Annotated in this window: 16 protein-coding genes, 1 tRNA gene and 1 pseudogene; 12 read left to right on the forward strand and 6 right to left on the reverse strand. The window is 71.1% G+C overall.

All coding sequences use genetic code 11. The features are described from left to right. Positions 1-230 precede the first annotated feature (230 nt). The 3 genes from DVH02_RS27590 to DVH02_RS27600 all read right to left on the reverse strand — a co-directional run bounded on the left by DVH02_RS27590 (position 231) and on the right by DVH02_RS27600 (position 4,942). Positions 231-1,121: a coiled-coil domain-containing protein gene (locus DVH02_RS27590; RefSeq protein ID WP_114626586.1), complete on the reverse strand. Its 891-nt coding sequence runs from the start codon at positions 1,119-1,121 to the stop codon at positions 231-233. A gap of 339 nt (positions 1,122-1,460) precedes the next feature. Beyond that, positions 1,461-3,959 (reverse strand): SUKH-4 family immunity protein, encoded by a 2,499-nt coding sequence (locus DVH02_RS27595; protein WP_407697687.1) that lies wholly within the window; start codon positions 3,957-3,959, stop codon positions 1,461-1,463. A gap of 5 nt (positions 3,960-3,964) precedes the next feature. Then, complete coding sequence (locus DVH02_RS27600; RefSeq protein WP_114626574.1) at positions 3,965-4,942, reverse strand: SMI1/KNR4 family protein; 978 nt, start codon at positions 4,940-4,942, stop codon at positions 3,965-3,967. A gap of 454 nt (positions 4,943-5,396) precedes the next feature. Here DVH02_RS27600 and DVH02_RS27605 point away from each other — a divergent pair, with 454 nt between their 5' ends. Together DVH02_RS27605 and DVH02_RS27610 are read left to right on the forward strand one after the other, a co-directional pair. Then, complete coding sequence (locus DVH02_RS27605) at positions 5,397-5,897, forward strand: YwqJ-related putative deaminase (RefSeq protein ID WP_114626575.1); 501 nt, start codon at positions 5,397-5,399, stop codon at positions 5,895-5,897. Between the two features lie 2 nt (positions 5,898-5,899). Next, the gene (locus tag DVH02_RS27610; RefSeq protein ID WP_114626576.1) at positions 5,900-6,388 is read left to right on the forward strand and encodes an SUKH-3 domain-containing protein; all 489 of its coding nucleotides are present in this window, start codon (positions 5,900-5,902) and stop codon (positions 6,386-6,388) included. A 59-nt stretch (positions 6,389-6,447) separates the two neighbouring features. Here DVH02_RS27610 and DVH02_RS27615 read toward each other — a convergent pair whose 3' ends face one another. Continuing rightward, a complete protein-coding gene (locus DVH02_RS27615) occupies positions 6,448-7,791 on the reverse strand; it encodes a sensor histidine kinase (RefSeq protein WP_114626587.1) in 1,344 nt (447 codons plus the stop codon). 72 nt (positions 7,792-7,863) lie between these two features. Between DVH02_RS27615 and DVH02_RS36475 the strand changes: the two are divergent. From DVH02_RS36475 to DVH02_RS27650, 7 genes and pseudogenes are all read left to right on the forward strand, one after another. Continuing rightward, positions 7,864-8,109 (forward strand): annotated as a pseudogene (locus tag DVH02_RS36475) (hypothetical protein); the annotation flags it as partial. A gap of 37 nt (positions 8,110-8,146) precedes the next feature. Then, positions 8,147-8,219: transfer RNA gene (locus DVH02_RS27625), tRNA-Gln, on the forward strand. Positions 8,220-8,341: 122 nt separating this feature from the next. Continuing rightward, a complete protein-coding gene (gene glmU / locus DVH02_RS27630; RefSeq protein WP_114626577.1) occupies positions 8,342-9,790 on the forward strand; it encodes a bifunctional UDP-N-acetylglucosamine diphosphorylase/glucosamine-1-phosphate N-acetyltransferase GlmU in 1,449 nt (482 codons plus the stop codon). Between the two features lie 141 nt (positions 9,791-9,931). Beyond that, positions 9,932-10,909 carry a ribose-phosphate diphosphokinase gene (locus tag DVH02_RS27635; protein ID WP_114626578.1) on the forward strand — a complete coding sequence of 326 codons (978 nt, stop codon included), beginning with the start codon at positions 9,932-9,934 and terminating at the stop codon, positions 10,907-10,909. A gap of 306 nt (positions 10,910-11,215) precedes the next feature. After that, positions 11,216-11,800, forward strand: coding sequence for a 50S ribosomal protein L25/general stress protein Ctc (locus tag DVH02_RS27640; protein ID WP_114626579.1), 585 nt, complete (start codon positions 11,216-11,218; stop codon positions 11,798-11,800). 94 nt (positions 11,801-11,894) lie between these two features. Continuing rightward, positions 11,895-12,491, forward strand: a complete 597-nt coding sequence (gene pth / locus DVH02_RS27645; RefSeq protein WP_114626580.1) for an aminoacyl-tRNA hydrolase — start codon at positions 11,895-11,897, stop codon at positions 12,489-12,491. A 273-nt stretch (positions 12,492-12,764) separates the two neighbouring features. Next, positions 12,765-13,184, forward strand: a complete 420-nt coding sequence (locus DVH02_RS27650) for a hypothetical protein (protein WP_114626588.1) — start codon at positions 12,765-12,767, stop codon at positions 13,182-13,184. 143 nt (positions 13,185-13,327) lie between these two features. Here the strand turns inward: DVH02_RS27650 and ppc are convergent, their stop codons facing one another. Then, positions 13,328-16,057 (reverse strand): phosphoenolpyruvate carboxylase, encoded by a 2,730-nt coding sequence (gene ppc, locus DVH02_RS27655; RefSeq protein ID WP_114626581.1) that lies wholly within the window; start codon positions 16,055-16,057, stop codon positions 13,328-13,330. 252 nt (positions 16,058-16,309) lie between these two features. Between ppc and DVH02_RS27660 the strand changes: the two genes are divergently transcribed. Together DVH02_RS27660 and DVH02_RS27665 are read left to right on the forward strand one after the other, a co-directional pair. After that, complete coding sequence (locus DVH02_RS27660) at positions 16,310-17,299, forward strand: acyl-CoA desaturase (protein WP_114626582.1); 990 nt, start codon at positions 16,310-16,312, stop codon at positions 17,297-17,299. Beyond that, on the forward strand, positions 17,299-17,994 hold the full coding sequence (locus tag DVH02_RS27665) for a TetR/AcrR family transcriptional regulator (RefSeq protein WP_114626583.1): 696 nt from the start codon (positions 17,299-17,301) through the stop codon (positions 17,992-17,994). The genes DVH02_RS27660 and DVH02_RS27665 overlap by 1 nt, the downstream gene beginning before the upstream one ends. 592 nt (positions 17,995-18,586) lie before the next feature. On the opposite strand, the gene DVH02_RS27670 is transcribed toward DVH02_RS27665, so the two are convergent. Continuing rightward, positions 18,587-19,345, reverse strand: a complete 759-nt coding sequence (locus DVH02_RS27670; protein WP_114626584.1) for a TetR/AcrR family transcriptional regulator — start codon at positions 19,343-19,345, stop codon at positions 18,587-18,589. Between the two features lie 282 nt (positions 19,346-19,627). Here DVH02_RS27670 and DVH02_RS27675 point away from each other — a divergent pair. Beyond that, positions 19,628-21,199: MMPL family transporter (locus DVH02_RS27675; protein WP_114626585.1), on the forward strand; the 1,572-nt coding region annotated here is incomplete at its 3' end.

A 21,199-nucleotide genomic window follows, 5' to 3' on the forward strand; every position in this document is an offset into this window, starting at 1 on the left:
ACAAGACGACCCCGCCGCTTCCGGCCGGCCTCCGCCGCCGCGCCCCCCGGCCCCGCCCAGGCCACCGCCGCCCGGCCATGCCCGCACGGTGAAGGGCTGGAGGCAGCGCAAAGGGCCCCTAGGGAGAGGCATCCTCCCCAGAGGCCCAACGGGCCCGACGGGCCCAGTGAGTCCAGCAGGCGAACAAGTGAACAGGCGGACAGGCGGACAGGCGGACAGGTCCGGGCGTCCTACCCCTCCGCGGGCGCCCGGCCCGTCAGCGCCGCCAGGCTGCTGCGCACATGCGCCATGTGCGCCCGCATCTCCTCGCGCGCCTCCTCGTGCTCCCGCACGACCCGCTCCGTGTCCCGCATCACCCGCTCCGCCCGCACCCGCGCCTGCGCCATCAGCTCCGCCGCCGTGTCCTGCGCGTCCTCCTGGCGATGCCGCGCCCGCTCACCCGCCTCCGAGAACAACCGCTGCGCCTCCACCAGCCGCACCTGCGCGTACGCGCTCGACTCGTCGTGCTCGACCGTCATCGCCGTCTCGCGCTCGGCGGACTCCCGCTCGGCCTGCGCCAGCCGCTCGCCCTGCCTGTGCTCCATGTCGTCGATCACCCGCTGGGTCCGCGTCCGCACCTCCTTCAACGCGTCCAGCGCCTCCGCCCGCCGCGCCTTCACCTCGCGGCGCACCTCGGTACGCTCCTCCTCGGCCTCCTCCCGCGCCGCCCGCATCAGCCGCTCCGCGTGCGCGTCGGCCTCCGCCCGCACCGCGTCGGCCTGCTCCCTGGCCAGCTCACGCAGCTGCCGCGCCGAAGCCTGCGCCGCGTCCACCACGGCCTGCGCCTCCTCGCGCACCTCGGTCCGCAGCGACTCGTCCTCGGCCGTCGCCAACGCCAGGATCTGCCGCGCCCGGCCGCCGAGCGACTCGTACGTCTGCGGCTCCAACGCGGCCACCTGCTCCGCGAGCCGCGCCGACTCGGCCTCCATCTCCTTGGCCAGGACGGTCAGCCGCGCCACCCGTTCCCACGCGTCGTCGCGATCCCGCGACAGCGCCGTGAACTCCCGCTCCACCTGCTCGGGACGGTAACCACGGCCCCGTACGGACACGAAGCCATGAGCCGACACCGGTGCAGCACCCATCCTGAAGCCCCTCTCCGACACCCAATCCGACACACCCAACGTTATCCGCCGTAATACTCAGGGATCGAAGCGAAGCGGTCATAACGCGACACTCCGCTTAGCCGTCCGACCAAAACCGCAGTAAACACACTGATCGCGCGTAACACCCGCACCACCGGATACAACCGGGGCGCCCACCCGCGATCAGCGGGGGCGCCCCGGTCCTACCTCGGTACTGCGACTCAACGAACGGCCACAGCACTCCGTTCTAAGAAATGAACAACGAAACGATCAACGACGGCCGACGAACGGACCGACGAGCGGACCGACGAACGGACCGACGAAGGGATCGGCGAACTCTCACAGCAGGCCGTCCCACATCTGCTCCAGCAGCACCGACCACCAGTTCTCCGGCGACGACAGCGCCGCCGGATCCAGCGCGGCCAACTGCGCCTGGAAATCCACCGTCCAACGGCCCGCCTGCTCCGGATTCAACCCGTACCGCAGCCGCCACATCCGACCCAGCAGCGCCAGCGAACGCGCGAACTCCGGCAGCCCCGTATTCACGAACTGCGGCGCCACCGACCGGCCGTCGGAACCCGCCTCGACCGGTACGGCCATGATGTGCGCCGTACCGTACTGCACACACAGCGCACGGCCGAAATCGCTGCCCATCACCAGATACGACCCCGCGTCCGCCGCGGCCCGCACCTGCCGCTGCGCCGCCAGCTCCGTCAGCGTCGGCACCACCGGCTGCGGCGGCTGCGCCCAGAAGAACGGCCCGAAGTCCGCGGGCAGCCCCGCCCACACCAGGGTGCGCGCCACGATCTCCGGCACCCCCTGCCGGGACACCGCACGCTGGTCGAACCGGCAGATGCCCTGCGGCCCGAACGCCCCCATCAGCTCCTGCGCGATCCCCTCCGGCGGAATCGGCGGCGCCGGAGGCATCGGCGGCAGCGGCGCCCGCACCGGCGCCGGTCGCGCGGGACCGTCCGCGACCTGATGCAACTCGCCCTGATGGGTGAGCAGATGCCGCATCCCCTGCTGCCTGCTCGCGTGATCCTCGCCGTACGGCGCGACACTCGTGATCCGCACCTGCGGCCAGGTCTCCCGGATCATCCGGGCGCAGTAGCCACCCGGCAGCTCGCAGGACTCCAACTCGGTGTGCAGCTCCAGTACCTGCTGCGGCGGCACGTTCATCGCGCGCAGCTCATGCAGGATCTGCCACTCCGGATGCGGAGTCCCGGGCGCCGAACGCCGGATCAGCTGCGCCTCCGAGCCGTCGGGCGCGCGGTAGCGCAGGACGGCCTGATAGCCGGGGCCGACCGTCGGCATACCGGCCGGCTGCGGCGGATAACCGTACGCCGGAGGCTGCGGCGGCGGCATGCCGGGCTGCCCCGGCCCCGGCCCCGGCCCTTGGCCCGGCGCCTGCCCCGGCCCTTGCCCCGGCCCCGCGAGCATGGTCGCGGCGTGGTGCGTCCCGCCGGGAGGCGTGCCGGGAGCGCCGGGGGCGTTGGGGGCACCGGGCGGGCCCGGCGGAGGCGGCGGCTGCACGCCACCGGAACCGCCCAGGCTCGGGTCGGAGAGCATGGTCGCGGCCTGGTGCACGCCGCCCGGGGGAGTGCCGGGCGCACCGGGAGGCTGCGGCGCACCGGGCGCACCGGGGACGCCGGGCGCACCGGGCGGGCCCGGCGGCAGTGGCGTGTTGGAACCGATGCTCGGCGCCATCTGCGTCGGTACGTAACCGCCCGCCGGGGTGCCCGGCGCACCGGGACCCGACGGCGGCGGCCCCGGCGGCGGAGTCGCCCCCTGCGGGCGCGCGCCCGGCGTACCGGGGGCGCCCGGCGGCGGCGGGGGCGTGGCACCGCCGCCGCGCCCACCGCGCGGCGGTACGGCGGCCTTGCTGGTCGCCGCGTCGGCCAGGTCACCGGCGCCCGTCACGGCGCCGCCGGTCGAACCCCCCGTACCGGCGGGCTCCTTCGGCTCCAGCGACGGCGTGACCGCCGTACGCGGCAGCTGACTGCCGCCCGACATCAGCGCGGTAGGCGCCTCGGCCGCCGCCGAGGGCGGCGCCGCGTCATCCTCGTCCGCGCCCGCGAGAGGCGGCGCGAAGACCGTCGCGGGCAACGGCACGGAACGGTCCTCCGCCGACGCGGACGAACCGCTCGTGTCGATCCCCTCCCACGGGGTCGACCCGGTCGGCGCACCCGGGGTCGACGCGGGCACACCGTCGTTGGCCGTCGGCTCGTACGCCCCCGGCCAGGCGGAGCTGCCCTGCGAGGCGTTGCCGCCGAGGGAACCGCCCGAGCCCGAGCCCGAGCCCGTACCGGTATCCGAGCCCGAAGCGGGGTCGGTACCCGCACCCGCACCCCCAGCCGTACCAGCGGCCGAGGCCGCACCTGCCTCAGCAGACCCCGAAGCCTCAGCAGACCCCGCGACCTCAGCGACCCCCTCGGCCTTCCGCGCCCCAGCCGCCCGCTCGTCCGGGATCCCGGCCTTGTCCGCCGCGTCCAGAAGCCACTGCGGCGGCGTCAACAGGAACGACGTCTGATTCAGATCCAGCCGCTGCGGAGCCTCCGGCACGGCCGGTGCCTCCTCGGGCGCCCCGTACTCCTCCTCGTACCGCCGGATCACCTCACCCACCGGCAGCCCCGGCCACAGCGTGACCTCACCGCTGTCCCGGGCGATCACCAGCCGCTGCCGGCCACCGTCCGACGTCGGACCGTTCTCCCGGTCCTCCGCCCACACCACGAAACCCAGCTCGAACTCCCGCACCCGCACCTCACGGTGCTGATAGCCGGGCAGCTCGCCGTTGATCCAGTCCTCCGCGCGCTCCTGCGCCTGCGCGAACGTCACCACCGCGCTCACCCCTCCACCGGGACAGCGCGCGCGAAGCCGCCGTCCACCATCAGGTTCGCCACGGTCTCCAGCTCCGCCGGACCACCCGCCAGCCGCAGCAAAAACGCGTCGAAGTCATCACCGCACGGCAGCAACAACCGCTCCACCCGCTCCCGCACACTCAGCCCGTCCTGGTCCCGCGCGTCGTCATACGCGCAGAACCACACAGAACCCGACCGCTCGCCCTTCACCTTCACCGCGAGAATCCCGCCCTGCACAAAGCCGACAGCCAGATAGTCCTTGGTCAGATGGTCCCGCAAGCACTTGTTCATATAAACCAGGTCATTGACCGCGGCCTCTTCACGGACCGTGAAGAACGGCTGGTCCACCAGCAGCCCCAGCTCCGGATCGAGCGCCGGAGCCACCGGCGCACAGCCGCCCGCCGCCTTGAGGAACGAGCGGTAGGCCCCCGGCAGCCGGTAACCGAGATCCTCCTCCACCCCCAGCACCTGCTGCTCACCCACGGGCCCCGCCCCCTTCGGCAGCCCGAAGTGCGCCGGCCGGGTCTCCCGCAGCGGCCGCGTACCCCGCTTGGCATGGTCCACCGACGTCGTCGCCAGCCCGCCGTGATGTCTCAGCAGCGCCTTCACCTCGACCGGCACCAGCACCATCCGGCGCGAACCCGGCAGATGATGCCAGGTCCAGCCGTGCGGTGTCGCCACCGAAGGGACCGTGCCCCACAGATCGTGGCCCGCGGCGTGCAGCGCCGCGTTCGCCGACACATAGTCCGTGAGGCGCAGCTCGTCCACGCCGAACCCCATCGGAGGCTCGGCTATCTCGGCCGCCGCGCGGGCGTACGGCGTGAAGTCCGGGAAGCCGTCCCCGTCCACCCGGACACCTCTCGGGTGCCGGGAGGCCCGGACCGGATCCGGGAAGTGCACGACCTGCCCGGCGTAGGCCGCGTTCGGTGGCGCGGCTTGCTGCCCGAGCCGACCTGTCGTCATGGCGGTTGCCCCCTGCTGCTTACGGCTGGTTCACCACAGCCCTGGTTCCGCACAGCCTATGCGGTGGGGCAAGGGGGACCAGGACGCTCCTCCCCCCACCGCTCCCGCCCGCGAACCCCGCCAACGCCCGCGACCACCGGCCGTATTCACAGCGTGACGAACCCGACACGGCCCGACCGTCGCCGACCGTCGCCGTCCGCCACCACCGGCCCCCCCGGGGCCGCGTGAGATCGGGCACTTCGCCCCGGTCCACCCGCGTCGACCCGCGTCCACCTCGTGACCACCAGTCACACGCACGTGACCCAGCGCCGACGCCACGCCGAGAACCACCCGTAAACCAGCCGATCCACGCCCCAGCTTTCCCACTGTGCGTCACATTTGGCAGGCTGTCACAGCAACATGGGGGGCGTGACATCAGCGGCTACCGGCCGCGGGCACGGGGAGGGACAGCACCATGCACACCGCACCAACCGACGCATCCGGCGACCCACGCCTCAGCTGGAGCAGCGCCGAGCCGCACCACCCACCGGTACTCCGGCAGCGCAGGGACGGCATCCTGCCCGCCGTCGCCGCGGCGCTCTCCGTCCGCGGCGAGACACTCACCTGCACGGCGGGCAAGGCCGACCAGCCACCCGCCCTGCACCCCCTCGTACAGGACTTTCTCGCCACACTCACCAGCGGACAGCGGGAACGATTCACCGGCCGCTGCCCGGAAGCGATACTTCTCTCCCGCCACCTCACCGCGGCCGAGGGCGCCAGATCGAAACGCGCCAAACGAAAACCGCTCACCCACGGCGAGGCGAGACGCTCCCTCAAACACGCCAAACTCACCGCCCGCCGCATCCGCGAGGACGGCGACCCCCTGCACGGCAGCTACGCCCCACCCTGCCGTTCCTGTACGGCGCTGCTCGCCCACTTCGGCGTACGGCCCGTCGACCTGACCGAGAACGGCTGAACATGCCCGACCTCAGCACCACGCGCTTCCCCGTACCCGTCGACGCCGCCCTCCGCGACGCGGGCTGGCGACCGGGACGCTGGGACATAAAGCAGGCCGAGGCGTGGGCCGACATCCTGCGCGCGCACACCACCCCCGCCGGCCACCGGCTGAGCGTCTTCCCCGCGGCCGTCGAAGCCTGGGCCGAGTTCGGCGGCCTGCGCCTCAGCGCACCCGGCCCCGGCCGGCAGATAGCCCCCGCCACCCTGCGCATCGACCCCACGGCAGGCATCCACCTCGCCCGGACCCTCGCCGACCTCGGCAGGTCGCTGGAGACGGAGCTGAGTCCCCTGGGCGAGGAGGGCGAAGGGCAGGCGGTCCTGGCCATCGACAGCACCGGCCGGATCTTCAGCATCGACCACACCGGCGACTGGTACCTCGGACCGGACATCGACCGGGCCCTGGGGACCCTGCTCACCGGCCTCGAACCGACCCGGCTGACCCAGGGCTGAGCCTCACGGAGCGGGTACGCGGACGGGCCCGGATCCCCGTACAGGACCGGCGGCGCGGATCAGGCGGCGCCCCGGTCCGGCAGCACCGCCGACACCCGGAAACCGCCCGCGTCCGTCTCACCCGAGACGAACACCCCGCCCAGCGCCGTCACCCGCTCCCGCATCCCCACCAGACCGTTCCCGCCACTCGGCAGCCCCGCGTCATGCGCGCCACTGTCCGAAGGACCGTTCTCCACCTGCATCGCGACCTCCGCCTCCCGGTGCGCGAGCCGGACCATCACCTTCGCGCCCGCCGCGTGCTTCAGGACATTGGTCAGCGCCTCCTGCACCACCCGGTAGGCGGTCTGCTCCACCTCCGGCGGATACGCGCGCGACTCACCCCGCACCGAAAGCTCCACCACCATCCCCGTGTCCCGGGACTCGCCCACCAGAGCCTCGATGTCCGCCATCCCCGGACCGTCCTCGGCCGCGGCGGCCGCGGCGGCGGCAGCCGCCAGCCCCACGGCGGCGAGCGGCACGGCCTCCCGCGCCGCGTCGGCCGACGTCAGGTTCCCCGCCCGCCGCGCCGCCACCTGCTCGCCCGACCGCAGCACCCCGAGCATCTCGCGCAGCTCCGTGAGCGCCTGCCGGCCCATGTCACCCACCAGCGCGGCGTTCTTCACCGCCTTCGCCGGATCCTTCAGGGCCACCGCCTGGAGCGCCGCCGCGTGCACCACCATCAGGCTCACCCGGTGCGCCACCACATCGTGCATCTCGCGCGCGATCCGCGTGCGCTCCTCCGTACGCGCCCACTCCGCCCGCTGCTCGGCCCGGTCGGCGAGCAGCGACAGCTCCTGCTCCAGACTGTCCGCGCGCTCCCGCAGGCTCTCCATCAGCCGCCGCCTGGCCCCCACGTACAGCCCCAGCAGCACGGGCGGGGCCGTCATCCCCGCCGACATCAGGATCGCCACGACCGGGACGTACCAGCGGTGCGTGTCGACCCCCGTGTCCAGCACGTTCTGCCGCGCCCGCACGAACGTCACGATCAACGTCCCGACCAGCGACATCCCGGCCAGCGACCCGATGATCCGACGCGGCGCCTCGGACGCGGCGAGCGAATACAGCCCGACGACCGCCATCAGGTAGCCCATCTCGGCGGGCGTCACGGCGATCGACACCAGCACCACGGCGAACGGCCACCGCCGCCGTACCACCAGCACCGACCCCGCCAGCAGCCCGAAGATCACCCCCAGCGACACGGGCAGCGCCGCGTTCTGCGCGAAGTACACGCCCTCCAGCCCGCACTCCAGGGCCGACACCAGCGCCAGCCCCACATCCAGCACGATGCTCCGCCGCCGCTCCCACCAGCCATAGCCACGGGCGGTCATGCCCGCACCGTCCTGGTGTGCCCCCGTTGTGGTCATGTCGTCCAGCGTACGGGCGCGCGCACCGCGTTCTCCGGCGACCTGGGAGACCCGCCCGCGCCGGGCGTTCCCTTGCACTTCCGGGTCAGCATCCACGAATCGGCGGACGTACCTGCGGCAGAGCAGTTCTGGGCCTACCTCGCGGGCGTCGATCCAGTGGTGTTCCAGAGGGCGACACTCAAGAAGCACAACCCGAAGACCAAGCGGAAGAACACCGCCAGTGACTACAGAGGGTGCCTGGTTATCTACGTCACCAAGAGCGCCGATCTTTACCGTCGCGTGGAGGGCGCCTGGTACGGCATAGTGTTGGGTGCAGATTCGACAGCCCGATCCGATGTACCGGTCTGTCCGACTTTCCGCCGTAGTGTAACCGGCAGCACGGCATCCTTTGGAGATGTTCGGTCTAGGTTCGAATCCTAGCGGCGGAGCCTGGTACACGAATATCCAGGTTCGGGTCCTGACCTCACCGGTCGGGGCCCGCCTTCGTTTACGCCCCGAAACCCCCCGGTATCCTGCGGGTGTCCAGCACCCGAAGCCGAAGGGCATCCCCGTGAGCGTCAACCGCCCGGCAGCCGTCGTCGTTCTCGCAGCGGGTGAAGGAACCCGCATGAAGTCGAGAACCCCCAAGGTTCTGCACGAGGTCTGCGGGCGCTCGCTCGTCGGACATGTCGTGTCCGCCGCGCGTGAGCTGGAGCCGCGGCAGCTCGTCGTGGTCGTGGGGCACGCCCGCGCCGAGGTCGAGGGGCATCTGACCGCCGCGTACGACGGCGTGCGCACCGCGTACCAGGCCACCCAGAACGGCACCGGTCACGCCGTCCGGGTGGCGCTCCAGGAGCTGGGGGGCACGCCCGACGGGACCGTCGTCGTCGTCTGCGGCGACACCCCGCTCCTGTCCGGCGAGACCCTGAACGCGCTCGCCGCGACCCACGCCGCCGACGGGAACGCCGTGACGGTGCTGACCGCCGAGGTGCCCGACGCGACGGGGTACGGGCGGATCGTCCGGGAGGGCGCGCACGGCGCGGTCACCGCGATCGTCGAGCACAAGGACGCGTCCGACGCGCAGCGGGCCATCCGGGAGATCAACTCGGGGGTGTTCGCGTTCGACGGGCAGCTCCTCGCGGACGCGCTCGGCAAGGTGCGTACGGACAACAGCCAGGGCGAGGAGTACCTCACCGACGTCCTCGGCATCCTGCGCGAGGCCGGTCACCGGGTCGGGGCGTCCGTCGCCGCCGATCACCGGGAGATCCTGGGCATCAACAACCGCGTCCAGCTCGCGGAGGCGCGGCGGCTGCTGAACCAGCGGCTGCTGGAGCGCGCCATGCTGGCCGGAGTGACCGTGGTCGATCCGGCGTCGGTCCTCGTCGACGTGTCGGTGACCTTCGAGCAGGACGCGGTCGTGCACCCGGGTACGCAGCTGCTCGGCGCGACGCATCTGGCCGAGGGCGCCGAGGTGGGGCCGAACGCGCGGCTGAAGGACACGGTCGTGGGCGAGGGCGCCCGGGTGGACAACACGGTCGCGGACGGCGCCGAGGTGGGCGCGGGGGCGACGGTCGGTCCGTACGCCTATCTGCGGCCCGGTACGCGCCTGGGCGTGAAGGCCAAGGCGGGCGCGTACGTCGAGATGAAGAACGCGACGATCGGCGAGGGTACGAAGGTGCCGCACCTGTCGTACGTCGGGGACGCGACGATCGGTGAGTACACGAACATCGGCGCTGCCAGCGTCTTCGTGAACTACGACGGTGAGCGCAAGCACCACACGACGATCGGTTCGCATTGCCGGACGGGTTCGGACAACATGTTTGTGGCCCCTGTCACGGTCGGGGACGGCGCGTACACCGCCGCCGGGTCGGTGATCACGAAGGACGTACCGGCCGGTTCGCTCGCTGTCGCCCGGGGCCAGCAAAGGAATATCGAGGGTTGGGTGGCCCGGAAGCGTCCGGGCAGCGCCGCCGCGTCGGCCGCCGCGGCGGCGCCGGCGAGCACCGAGAGTGAAAGCTGACCGGAAAGAGCGGCGTCGATGTCGGCGTAACGTGATAACCGCATCAACCGTTTGACCGCTCGATTGGCATCTGTACGATTCGGCTGGCTCGCAGGGACGCGCGGGCTCAGCGGCCATCAACACGTCTGAGGAGACAGTGCTGTGACCGGGATCAAGACGACCGGCGAGAAGAAGATGATGTTCTTCTCCGGCCGCGCCCACCCCGAGCTGGCCGAGGAGGTCGCGCAACAACTCGGTGTCGGGATTGTGCCGACCAAGGCATTCGATTTCGCCAACGGCGAGATCTATGTGCGCTATCAGGAGTCCGCGCGCGGCGCGGACTGCTTCCTGATCCAGAGCCACACCGCTCCGATCAATAAGTGGATCATGGAGCAGCTGATCATGATCGATGCGCTGAAGCGGGCCTCGGCCCGGAGCATCACCGTGATCGTGCCGTTCTACGGCTACGCCAGGCAGGACAAGAAGCACCGTGGCCGTGAGCCGATCTCGGCCCGGCTGGTGGCCGATCTGATGAAGACGGCGGGTGCGGACCGGATTCTGACGGTCGATCTGCACACGGATCAGATCCAGGGCTTCTTCGACGGTCCTGTGGACCATCTGTTCGCGCTGCCGATCCTGGCGGACTATGTGGCGGGGAAGGTGGACCGCTCGAAGCTGACGGTGGTCTCGCCGGACGCGGGCCGGGTCAGGGTCGCGGACCGCTGGTGCGACCGGCTGGGCGCTCCGCTGGCGATCGTGCACAAGCGGCGTGACAAGGACATCGCCAATCAGGTGACGGTCCACGAGGTCGTCGGCAATGTCGCGGGCCGGGTCTGTGTGCTGGTCGACGACATGATCGACACGGGTGGCACGATCTGCGCCGCCGCCGACGCGCTGTTCGCGCATGGTGCCGAGGACGTCATAGTGACGGCCACGCACGGTGTGCTGTCGGGTCCCGCGGCGGACCGGCTGAAGAACTCGAAGGTCAGTGAGTTCGTGTTCACGAATTCGCTGCCCGACCCGGGCAATCTCGACCTGGACAAGATCACTGTCCTGTCGATCGCGCCGACGATCGCGCGCGCGGTGCGCGAGGTGTTCGAGGACGGCTCGGTGACCAGCCTGTTCGAGGAAGACCAGTAGGGACGCGGGGCGGCGGGTCGGCGGGTCGGGCGGGGGCGCGGGCCGACGGGACGCGGGTCGGGCGGGGTGCCGTCGTCGGTGCCGTAGCTGGCGCCGTTGCCGTTGCCGTTGCCGTCACCTTCGTCTGATCTAGATCGATTTCTGGGGCGGCCTCTCCGCCGGGTAGACTCATCGGGTTGCTCGGCGAGGGAGGCCGCACTCAGGTGCCGGTTCGTCCGTTATCGACGCGCTCTTCGTAGCAGGCCCGTTTGTGGCCGGGTGACCATCGTTTGTCCGTCACCGTTCGCTTCTACGAGGAGTGCCACCATGGCCGATGTGAAGATCAGCGCCGAGGTCCGCAGTGAGTTCGGCAAGGGCGCCGCGCGCCGTGCCCGTCGTGAGAACAAGGTTCCCGGTGTCATCTACGGCCACGGCGCCGACACCGTCCACGTGACCCTGCCGGGCCACCCCCTGATGATGGCGCTGAAGACGGCGAACGCGCTGATCACGCTGGACATCGACGGCCGCAGCGAGCTGGTCATCCCGAAGGCCGTGCAGCGCAACGCGATCAAGGGCGACATCGAGCACGTCGACCTCCTCGCGGTGAAGCGCGGCGAGAAGGTCACGGTCGAGGTCGCGGTCCACACCGAGGGCGAGCTGGCCCCGGGCGCGAACCTGCTGGAGAACGTCCTCAACACGCTGACCGTCGAGGCCGAGGCCACCCACATCCCGCAGTCCGTCACGGTCTCCATCGAGGGTCTGGATGCCGGTGACTCGATCGTCGCGAAGGACGTTCCGCTGCCCTCCGGCACCACGCTGGTGACCGACGAGGACGCGGTCGTCATCCAGGTCCTGGCCGCGCAGGCCGAGGAGCCGGATGCGGCCGAGGGCGCCGAGACCGCCGAGGTCTGATCCTCGCTCTGTGCCAAGGACGGGGTGGCGGGCCACGGCCCGCCACCCCGTCCGCCCTTTGTGTGACCTACGTACGCGAGGAGAAGCAGCGCGCATGACCACGGATGCCAACGCCCCCTGGCTGATCGTGGGTCTGGGGAACCCCGGGCCCGGGTACGCGGCCAATCGGCACAATGTCGGGTTCATGGTGGCCGATCTGCTGGCGGAACGTATCGGCGGCTCGTACAAGCGGGCGCAGAAGGCGCAGGCGCAGGTCATCGAGGGGCGGCTGGGGGCGCCGGGGCCGGCGAGCCGACGGGTGGTGCTGGCCAAGCCCACCTCGTTCATGAATCTGTCCGGTGGTCCTGTGGTGGGGCTGCGGGATTTCTACAAGGTGGAGACGGCGAACATCGTGGCCGTCCATGACGAGCTGGACATCGACTACGGCACCTTGCGGCTGAAGCTGGGTGGCGGGGACAACGGTCACAACGGTCTGAAGTCGATGACGAAGGCGATGGGTCCCGAGTACCACCGGGTGCGGTTCGGGATCGGCCGGCCGCCGGGCCGGATGCAGGTCGCGGATTTCGTGCTGAAGGATTTCTCGTCGGTGGAGCGCAAGGAGCTGGCGTACTTCGTGGACCGGGCGGCGGACGCGGTGGAGGCGCTGGTGACGGAGGGGCTGGAGCGCGCGCAGAGCGCGTACAACGCGTAGCCCCTCCTGCCCCCTCTGCGGCTCTGCCCCCCTGCGCTACCGCGCTACCGCGGCGCCGTGACATCTCGCCACAAGCGGCGCATTCACCGGCCGTGGTTTGACCCGGCGCATGGCCATGGCCAAGGATCCCGCCCTATGACGCGGACGAGGAAGCGGGCGACCGGGAAAGGGCCGACCAAGAAGGGGCCCATCAAGAAGGCGCCGGCCAAGAAGCGGTCGAAGCGCGGTGGGCTCTCGTCGGCCTCCGTGGTGTCGTTCGGCCGGGAGGCGGCGATGGCGATCGTGGCCCTGCTGCTCCTCGTGGCGGGTGTCTGGGCTTCGTGGGACGCGGCGCAGCACGTGATGCTCTCCAAGGGGCGTGAGCACGGCACGTTGACGGTGACGCGGTGCGCGGGCGGGTCGTGTGCGGGGGAGTACGTGCCGGACGGGCCGCAGCGCGCGCGGGCCGGGATGACGATCGAGGAGTCGGTCGCGGTCAAGGTGGGTGAGCGGTTTCCCGTGGTGGTGAAGCCGGGGTCGAAGGAGTTGGTGCGCGCCGGTACGGCGGGGTCGCTGTACGCGTGGGTGCCGCTGGGGGGTGCGCTGCTGCTGGCCGCGCTGGTGGTGGGGGGCGGGCTGAGGATGCCGCGGCTGGGTTGGGGGCTGGCGGTGGCGGGTGGTGTGCTGCTGGTGGGGACGTTCTTCGCGCTCTGAGCGGGTGCGGCGGGCTGTCACGTGCTCTGAGCGGGTGCCGCGGGTGGTCGTCCCGTACGTGGAGCGGATAGGGGAGTGCCCCGCCGCCGGAGAGGTCCGGTGGCGGGGCACTTCCGTATGCGTGGGGTGTGCGGCCGGTGTGCTCAGCCGGTGTTGCGCAGCCCGGCGGCTACTCCGTTGACGGTGAGGAGCAGGGCCCGCGAGAGCAGCGGGTCGGGGGTCTTTTCCTGGGCGGCTGCGGCGCGCTGACGGGCGAGCAGGGAGACCTGGAGGTAGGAGATCGGGTCGAGGTAGGCGTCGCGGATGGCGAAGGTCTGTTGGAGGGCGGGGTTGGAGTCGAGGAGCTTCTCGCCGCCGGTGATCCGCAGGACTTCCTGGACGGTGCGGGCGTGCTCGGCCTCGATGGTGTCGTAGACGTGCTTGAGGTGGTCGGGTACGAGGGTGTCCACGTAGTGCCGGGCGATCCTCAGGTCGGTCTTGGCGAGGGTCATCTCGACGTTGGACAGGAAGTTGCGGAAGAAGTGCCAGTGTTCGTACATCTCGTCGAGCGCGGTGTCGGGTCCGGCTTCGCGCAGGGCCTTGAGGCCGGAGCCGACGCCGAACCAGCCGGGGACGATCTGCCGTGACTGGGTCCAGCCGAAGACCCACGGGATGGCGCGCAGTCCGTCGAGACCGGCGCCGGAGTCGGGGCGCCGGGAGGGGCGGGAGCCGAGGTGGAGGTCGGCGAGCTGGTCGACGGGGGTGGCGGCGAAGAAGTACGCGGGCAGGTCGGGGTCCTCGACCAGTTCGCGGTAGGCGTGGTGGGCGGCGTCCGAGACGGTGTCCATGGCGGAGTCCCAGCGGGCGAGGGCTTCGTCGGACTGGCGCGGTGCGGTGTGCAGGGCGGACGCCTGGAGGGTGGCGGCGACGGTCAGTTCCAGGTTCTCCCTGGCGAGGGAGGGGATGAGGTACTTGTCGGAGATGACCTCGCCCTGTTCGGTGACCTTGATCTCGCCTTCCAGGGTGCCCCAGGGCTGGGCGAGGATGGCGTCGTGGGAGGGGCCGCCGCCGCGGCCGACGGTGCCGCCGCGGCCGTGGAAGAGGCGCAGGCGTACGCCGTGCCGGTGGGCGACGTCGCGCAGTCGGCGCTGGGCGCGGTGGATCTCCCACTGGGAGGTGGTGATGCCGCCGAACTTGGAGGAGTCGGAGTAGCCGAGCATGACCTCCTGGACATCGCCGCGCAGCGAGACGAGGCGCCGGTAGGAGGGGTCGGCGAGCATCTCGTCGAGGATGACGTCGGCGGCGCGCAGCTCGTCGGTGGTCTCCAGGAGAGGCACGATGCCGATCTTGGCCCAGCCGCCGTGCAGGTCGAGGAGGCCGGCCTCGCGGGCGAGGACGGCGGCGGCGAAGACGTCGTCGGCGCCCTGGCACATGGAGATGATGTACGACTCGATGACCTCGGGGCCGAATCGGTCGAACGCCTGGCGGATGGTGTGGAAGACGCCGAGGGTCTTCTCGCCGGCCGCGTCGAGGGGCGCGGGGGTGGGGGCGAGGGGGCGGCGTGAGCGCAGCTCCTTGGCGAGGAGCTTCTGCCGGTATTCGCGCGGCATGTCGACGTAGCGCCAGGACTCCTCGCCGAGCCGGTCGAAGAGCTGGCCGAGGGCGTGGTGGTGGGCGTCGGCGTGTTCCCGTACGTCCATGGTGGCGAGCTGGAGGCCGAAGGCGGCGAGGGTGCGGATGGTGCGGTCCATGCGGCCGTCGGCGAAGAGGCCGCCGCGGTGTTCGCGCAGGGAGGTCTGGATGATGGTGAGGTCGGCGAGGAGTTCGGCGGTGCCGAGGTAGTCGCGTCCGGGCTCGTGCGGGGTGTTGCGGGCGAGGCGCTCGCGGGTGTTGACGAGCTTCTGGCGGATGCAGGTGGCCTTGAGCCGGTAGGGCTCCTCGGCGTTGAGGCGCTTGTAGCGGGGGCTGATCTCGGGGAGCAGCTCCAGGTCGGTCCTGAGCGAGTCGAGGAGTTCTTCGGTGGCGCCCGCGTAGCGGATGGAGTTGGAGAGCTGGCCGCGGAGCTGGTCGATGAGTTCGACGGCGTCGGTGATGCCGTGTTCGTGCTGGAGGATCAGGACCTGGCTGGTGACCTCGGGGGTGACGTTGGGGTTTCCGTCGCGGTCGCCGCCGATCCAGGTGCCGAAGCTGAGGGGGCGGGTGCCGGGGGGCAGCTCGACGCCGACGCGTTCGAGTTCGGCGGTGAGGTCTTCGAGGACGTCGCCGACGGCGCCGATGTGCAGTTCGTCCAGATAGTAAATGGCGTTGCGGGCTTCGTCGGCGGGTTCTGGGCGTACCACGCGCAGCTCGTCGGTCTGCCAGATGAGGTCGATGGATTCGGCGAGACGCAGGTCGTGGCGGCGCCGGTCGGAGGCGATGACGGGCGCTTCGAGCAGCTCGGCGATGCGGCGGAGCTTGTTGAGTACGGAGCGGCGGGCGGCTTCGGTGGGGTGCGCGGTGAAGACGGGCCGGACGTTGAGGTTCTTGACGGTTTCGCGCAGGTGTTCGGGGTCTGCGTCCTTGAGCCGGTCGGCGGTGCGGGCGAGGAGGCCGCCCTCGGCGGCTCGGCGCTCGCGCATCTCGCGGCCGCGGTGGACCTGTTCGGCGACGTTGGCGAGGTGGAAGTAGGTGGAGAAGGCCCGTACCAGCTTGGCGGCTGTCTCCAGGTCCGTGTCGCCGAGCAGCTCGGCGGCGGCTTCGCCGTCCTCGCGGGTCAGGGCGCGGACGCGCTCGACCAGCTCAAGCAGTTCGGTGCCTTCCTGGCGGACGAGGGTCTCGCCCAGCAGGTCACCGAGACGGCGGATGTCTGAACGCAGTTCCGTGTTGGCTGATGGGGTCTGGTCGGCACTGCTCACAGGTGCGGCTCCTTGCAGTGTTTTGGCACGTCTGGAGGGTTCTGGAGACTTCGCGGACCGCGCTGTCCGACGACATAAGGATAGGTGGCCTTCTTCCGGAGTTATCCACAGCCCTCTTGCCGCGCCCTTCGACGCTGCCATACTTACGTTGCCGTAGGTTACGCACCCGTATCGGGTCTTCTGCCCGTTTCGGTTCGACTTCTTCGGTTCCGCTTCGATTCCGCTTCTTTCTCCTTACTTCAGGGGACCCACATGAGCACACCTCCCGATGTGATCGACGACTCCTCCGCACCCTCACCCTCCGGAGGCGCTTCGCTACCCGCTGCGACGTTGGGTGCCGACCGCAAGGGCACTCTTGAGCAGGTCGCGCTGATGCTGTTCATCGTCGTGCCGTTCGCCGCCCTGCTGGCGGCGGTGCCGCTGGCCTGGACGTGGGGCGGGGTGAGCTGGCTGGATCTGGGGCTGATGGTGGCGATGTACTACATCGGCTGCCACGGCGTCACGATCGGCTATCACCGCTACTTCACGCACGGCTCGTTCAAGGCGCGGCGTCCGCTGCGGATCGCGCTGGCCGTGGCGGGTTCGCTGGCCGTGGAGGGCCCGCTGGTGCGCTGGGTGGCCGATCACCGCAAGCACCACAAGTTCTCGGACGCGGAAGGGGACCCGCACTCCCCGTGGCGGTTCGGCGAGACGCTGCCGGCTCTGATGAAGGGCCTGTGGTGGGCCCACATCGGCTGGCTGTTCGACGAGGAGCAGACGCCGCAGCAGAAGTACGCGCCGGATCTGATCAAGGACCCGGCGCTGCGCGCGGTGTCGCGCCAGTTCGCCCTGTGGACGACGGTGTCGCTGCTGCTGCCGCCCCTGGTGGGCGGGTTGGTGACGATGTCCTGGTGGGGGGCGTTCACGGCGTTCTTCTGGGGTTCGCTGGTGCGGGTGGCGCTGCTCCACCACGTCACGTGGTCGATCAATTCGATCTGTCACGCGGTGGGCAAGCGTCCCTTCAAGTCGCGCGACCGCTCGGGCAACGTCTGGTGGCTGGCGCTGCTGTCCTGCGGGGAGTCCTGGCACAACCTGCACCACGCGGACCCCACCAGCGCGCGGCACGGCGTGCTCAAGGGGCAGATCGACTCCAGCGCCCGGCTGATCCGCTGGTTCGAGCTGGCGGGCTGGGCTTCCGACGTCCGCTGGCCCGATGCCTCCCGTATCGACTCCCGCCGCAAGAGCGCACCCGCCAAGGCATGATGGGCACCGTGGCGATCGACGGCGGTACGAGCAAGCAGGGCAGCACCGAGAAGGGCCGGAGCACGGGGACCCGGCGGGCCCGCCGGGTCAGGATGACCGGCGCGGAGCGGCGCGAACAGCTGCTGGACATCGGTCGCACCCTCTTCGCGGAGAAAGGCTTCGAGGCGACGTCGGTCGAGGAGATCGCGGCGAAGGCCGGGGTCTCCAAGCCGGTGGTGTACGAGCACTTCGGCGGCAAGGAGGGGCTGTACGCGGTCGTGGTGGACCGCGAGATGCGCCAGCTCCTCGACATGGTCACGGGCGCGCTGACCGCCGGCCACCCCCGTGAGCTGCTCGAACAGGCCGCGTTCGCGCTTCTCGACTACATCGAGACGTACACGGACGGCTTCCGCATCCTGGTCCGTGACTCCCCGGTCGCCCAGTCCACGGGCACTTTCGCCTCGCTGATCAGCGATATCGCGACGCAGGTCGAGGACATCCTCGGCATGGAGTTCAAGGCGCGTGGCTTCGATCCGAAGCTGGCGCCGCTGTACGCGCAGGCGCTGGTGGGCATGGTGGCGCTGACGGGTCAGTGGTGGGTGGACGCCCGCCGTCCGAAGAAGTCGGAGGTGGCCGCGCACCTGGTCAATCTGGCCTGGCACGGGCTGGAGGGCTTGGAGCCGAAGCCGCGTCTCATAGGCCACCGGAAGGTGTGAGCGACGCGGGACCGGGGCCGTGCGGCCTTGGCGCCCTGCGGGGTCTTGCGGGGCCCTGCGGTCTGCGGGGCTCTGTGGTCTCGGAGTTCTGCGGCCTCGGGGTCCTGCGGCCTAGGGGTCCTGCGGTCTGCGGAGTTCTGCGCCTTGCGGGGTCCTGCGGCCTCGGAGTTCTGCGGTCTGCGGAGCCTTGCGGTCTCGGGCCCCGGGCCCCGGGCCCCGGGCCCCGGGCCCTGTGGCCTCCGGGCGGTGTACCCGGTCCCCGCGCCCAGTCCCAGCACCAGGTGCCCCGCCGCCACCTCCAGCAGCCTCAGCATCTCCAGCATCACGTTCGGCGTCGCACTGGACGAGGTCGGCAACCGGTAGGCCCGTGGGGCACTTCGCGGCCGTCGTTGACCTGCGTCGTCACCGGTACGTCGTCGTACACGACGGCCGACCAGCGCGCCGGGCTCGCGCTCCGCGAGACCACCTCGTCCCCGGCCCTCGATGACGTCCGGCAGGAACAACTCCCGCGCCACGGCCGCGATCGCGTCCTCCCACCCCGCGGGGACGGCCCCGGCGCGGGCCAGGGCCCCGGCGAGGTGCTCGGGCGTGCTCATGGGCCGGGCGGGCGCGGCAGGCTCGCGGCGTCCGGGATCCGGCGGTGGATGTCCTTGAGCATGTTCCGCATCGACATCTCGAAGATCTCGGCCTGGTGGTCGCCGATGAAGGACGTGTGCCCGAACACCTCCAGGACGACCAGACCGTGCATGTGCCCCCAAGCGATCAGCAGGAGCGCCGCCGCGGCGGGCGGCAGGGCTCCCGGGCCCTCCGGGGGGAGGCGCTCCAGCTGGGACCGGAGCGGGGGTGAGAGCGCGAGGGTGTCGGCCGCGGCCAGTTGCTCCGTCGTGTACTCGGCGAACAGCTCGTCCTGGAAGACCATGCTCATCCGCCGCACCGCCTGCGTGGTGGGCCCCTCGGCGGGGGCCTCGTACCCGCGCAGCGGTGCCCCGTAGAGGAGTTGGAAGCGCTCGGGATGGGCGACGGCCCAGCGGCGGTAGCCCCGGGCCGCGACCACGAGACGCGGTGTGGCCGGGTCGTCCGGCGCGGTGTCGACGGCGGTCTTCACGGCGTCGGCCAGGTCGTCGTACCCCTTGGCGATGAGCGCGGTGACGAGGGCGTCGCGGTTCGGGAAGTAGTGGTAGAGCGCCTGCACGGTCATGCCCAGTTCACGGGCGACCGCGCGCAGCGACAGGGCCGCGGGGCCGTGTTCCGCGATGTGGCGCTCGGCCGCGTCCACGATCTCCTGGGTGGCCGCCGCCCTGCGTCGCTGGCGCAGGGAGAGCGGGGCCGTTACGTGTTCGTCCGGGGTCATGCCGTGACGGTACGACGAAGAGGGCGCCGGGGCATCGGAAAATCGCGACCTGTTCCGAAAATTTCACACCGTCAAGTAAATCTCATACTGCTAAATAATCCGCTGCCTGACTAACGTCGTCCTCGGCGACGAAGAGTGCGACACCGCGCGGCCCTCGTCGGGGCGACGGTCCGTGGGGCGCTGCGTCGACTCCCTTGTACATCCCCGGCTTCCGCCGGTCTTCCGGCCTTGTCATGTCCATTTCATGTTGATTCATATTTTTGGTTCCAGAGGAGAACGCACGTGTTTGAACGCCTGGCCGAACTGGCGATCCGCCGGTCCCGGCTGATACTCGTCGTCGCCACCGTGGTCGTAGCCCTCATGGGCGTGCTGGGGGCCGGAGCCTTCGGCAAGCTGCTCGGCGGCGGCTTCGACGACCCCGCCTCGCAGTCCAGCCGCGCCGCGAAGGTCATCGACGAGAAGTTCGGCGGCGAGACGAACCTGGTCCTGCTCGTCCGCGCCAAGGAGGGCCGCGTCGACGCCCCGGCGGCCGCGCGGGGCGGCGCGTCCCTGGTGGCCGACCTCAAGAAGGAGAAGACCCTCACCAACGTCGTCTCGTACTGGGAGACGAACAGCCCCGACCTGCGCTCCCGCGACGGCCGCGAGGCCATGGTGCTCGCCCACGTCACCGGCGACGAGACGGAGCGGCGCGACAACGCCAAGGAGCTGATCGCCACCTACTCCGGAACGTACAAGGACGCGGTCGAGGTCCAGGCGGGCGGCGGCGCCGCCGTGGGCAGCGACCTGGGCACGCAGGTGGTCGACGACCTGATCCTGGCCGAGGCCATCGCCATCCCGCTGACCCTCGTACTGCTCCTGTTCATCTTCGGCAGCGTGGTCGCGGCCCTGCTCCCGCTGGCCATCGCCACCATCGCCATCGTCGGCTCGTTCGCCGAACTCTTCGTCCTCGGCAGCATCACCGACGTCGCCGACACCGCCACCAACCTCACCACCGCCCTGGGCCTCGGACTGGGCATCGACTACGCCCTGTTGATGGTCAGCCGCTTCCGCGAGCAGCTCGCGGCCGGGTCGAGCGTGGACGACGCGGTGCGCCGTACGGTGAGCACCGCCGGGCGTACCGTCGCGTTCTCCGCCGCCACGGTGGCCGCCGCGCTCGCCGCGCTCCTGGTCTTCCCGCAGTACTTCCTGCGCTCCTTCGGCTTCGCCGGTGTCGGCGTCGTCGCCATCGCGGCCCTCGGCACCCTGTTCGTCATGCCGGCGCTGCTGGCCGTCCTGGGGCACCGCGTCAACAGCGGGCGGCTGCCGTGGGCGAGGAAGGACCGCTCCGCCGACCGCGATCCGATGTGGGGCCGGCTGGCCCGTACCGTCATGCGCCGTCCCGGCGTCACCGCGCTGCCCGTACTCGCGGTGCTGCTGCTGGCCGCGAGCCCGCTGCTGGGCATCACCTTCGGCACGCCGGACGAGCGCGTCCTGCCCGAGGACTCCGGGAGCCGTCAGGTCTCCACCGCGCTGCGGGAGAACTTCGACGGCAGCGAGGACATGGCCCTCAACATCGTCATCGACACGTCCGTGGCGAAGGCCCCGCTGGAGTCGTACGCGACCGAACTGGCCGCGCTGAAGGGCGTCACCCGCGTCGAGGCCAGCACGGGAACCTACGCCCAGGGCGAGGCCACGCCCCCCGGCCCCGCCAACGCCGCCTTCGGCCGTCCCGACGCGCAGCGGATCAGCGTGGTCAGCGGGCTGGAGCCGAAATCCGACGCCGCCCAGGACCTGGTCGAGAAGGTCCGGGCGGTCACCCCGCCCCCCGGATCCCAGGCCCTGGTCGGCGGGAACGACGCCGCGCTGGTCGACTCC

This window comes from Streptomyces corynorhini (assembly GCF_003346515.1).
Classification (GTDB): domain Bacteria; phylum Actinomycetota; class Actinomycetes; order Streptomycetales; family Streptomycetaceae; genus Streptomyces; species Streptomyces corynorhini.

What these genes read in the sequence shown, in the direction of transcription:
- pth (WP_114626580.1), top strand. Translation starts at nt 11,895, where the DNA reads ATGACCACGGATGCCAACGCCCCCTGGCTGATCGTGGGTCTGGGGAAC.
- DVH02_RS27660 (WP_114626582.1), top strand. Translation starts at nt 16,310, where the DNA reads ATGAGCACACCTCCCGATGTGATCGACGACTCCTCCGCACCCTCACCC.
- DVH02_RS27590 (WP_114626586.1), bottom strand. Translation starts at nt 1,121, where the DNA reads ATGGGTGCTGCACCGGTGTCGGCTCATGGCTTCGTGTCCGTACGGGGC.
- DVH02_RS27605 (WP_114626575.1), top strand. Translation starts at nt 5,397, where the DNA reads ATGCACACCGCACCAACCGACGCATCCGGCGACCCACGCCTCAGCTGG.
- DVH02_RS27640 (WP_114626579.1), top strand. Translation starts at nt 11,216, where the DNA reads ATGGCCGATGTGAAGATCAGCGCCGAGGTCCGCAGTGAGTTCGGCAAG.
- DVH02_RS27600 (WP_114626574.1), bottom strand. Translation starts at nt 4,942, where the DNA reads ATGACGACAGGTCGGCTCGGGCAGCAAGCCGCGCCACCGAACGCGGCC.
- DVH02_RS27610 (WP_114626576.1), top strand. Translation starts at nt 5,900, where the DNA reads ATGCCCGACCTCAGCACCACGCGCTTCCCCGTACCCGTCGACGCCGCC.
- DVH02_RS27615 (WP_114626587.1), bottom strand. Translation starts at nt 7,791, where the DNA reads ATGACCACAACGGGGGCACACCAGGACGGTGCGGGCATGACCGCCCGT.
- DVH02_RS27670 (WP_114626584.1), bottom strand. Translation starts at nt 19,345, where the DNA reads ATGACCCCGGACGAACACGTAACGGCCCCGCTCTCCCTGCGCCAGCGA.
- DVH02_RS27665 (WP_114626583.1), top strand. Translation starts at nt 17,299, where the DNA reads ATGGGCACCGTGGCGATCGACGGCGGTACGAGCAAGCAGGGCAGCACC.
- DVH02_RS27650 (WP_114626588.1), top strand. Translation starts at nt 12,765, where the DNA reads ATGGCGATCGTGGCCCTGCTGCTCCTCGTGGCGGGTGTCTGGGCTTCG.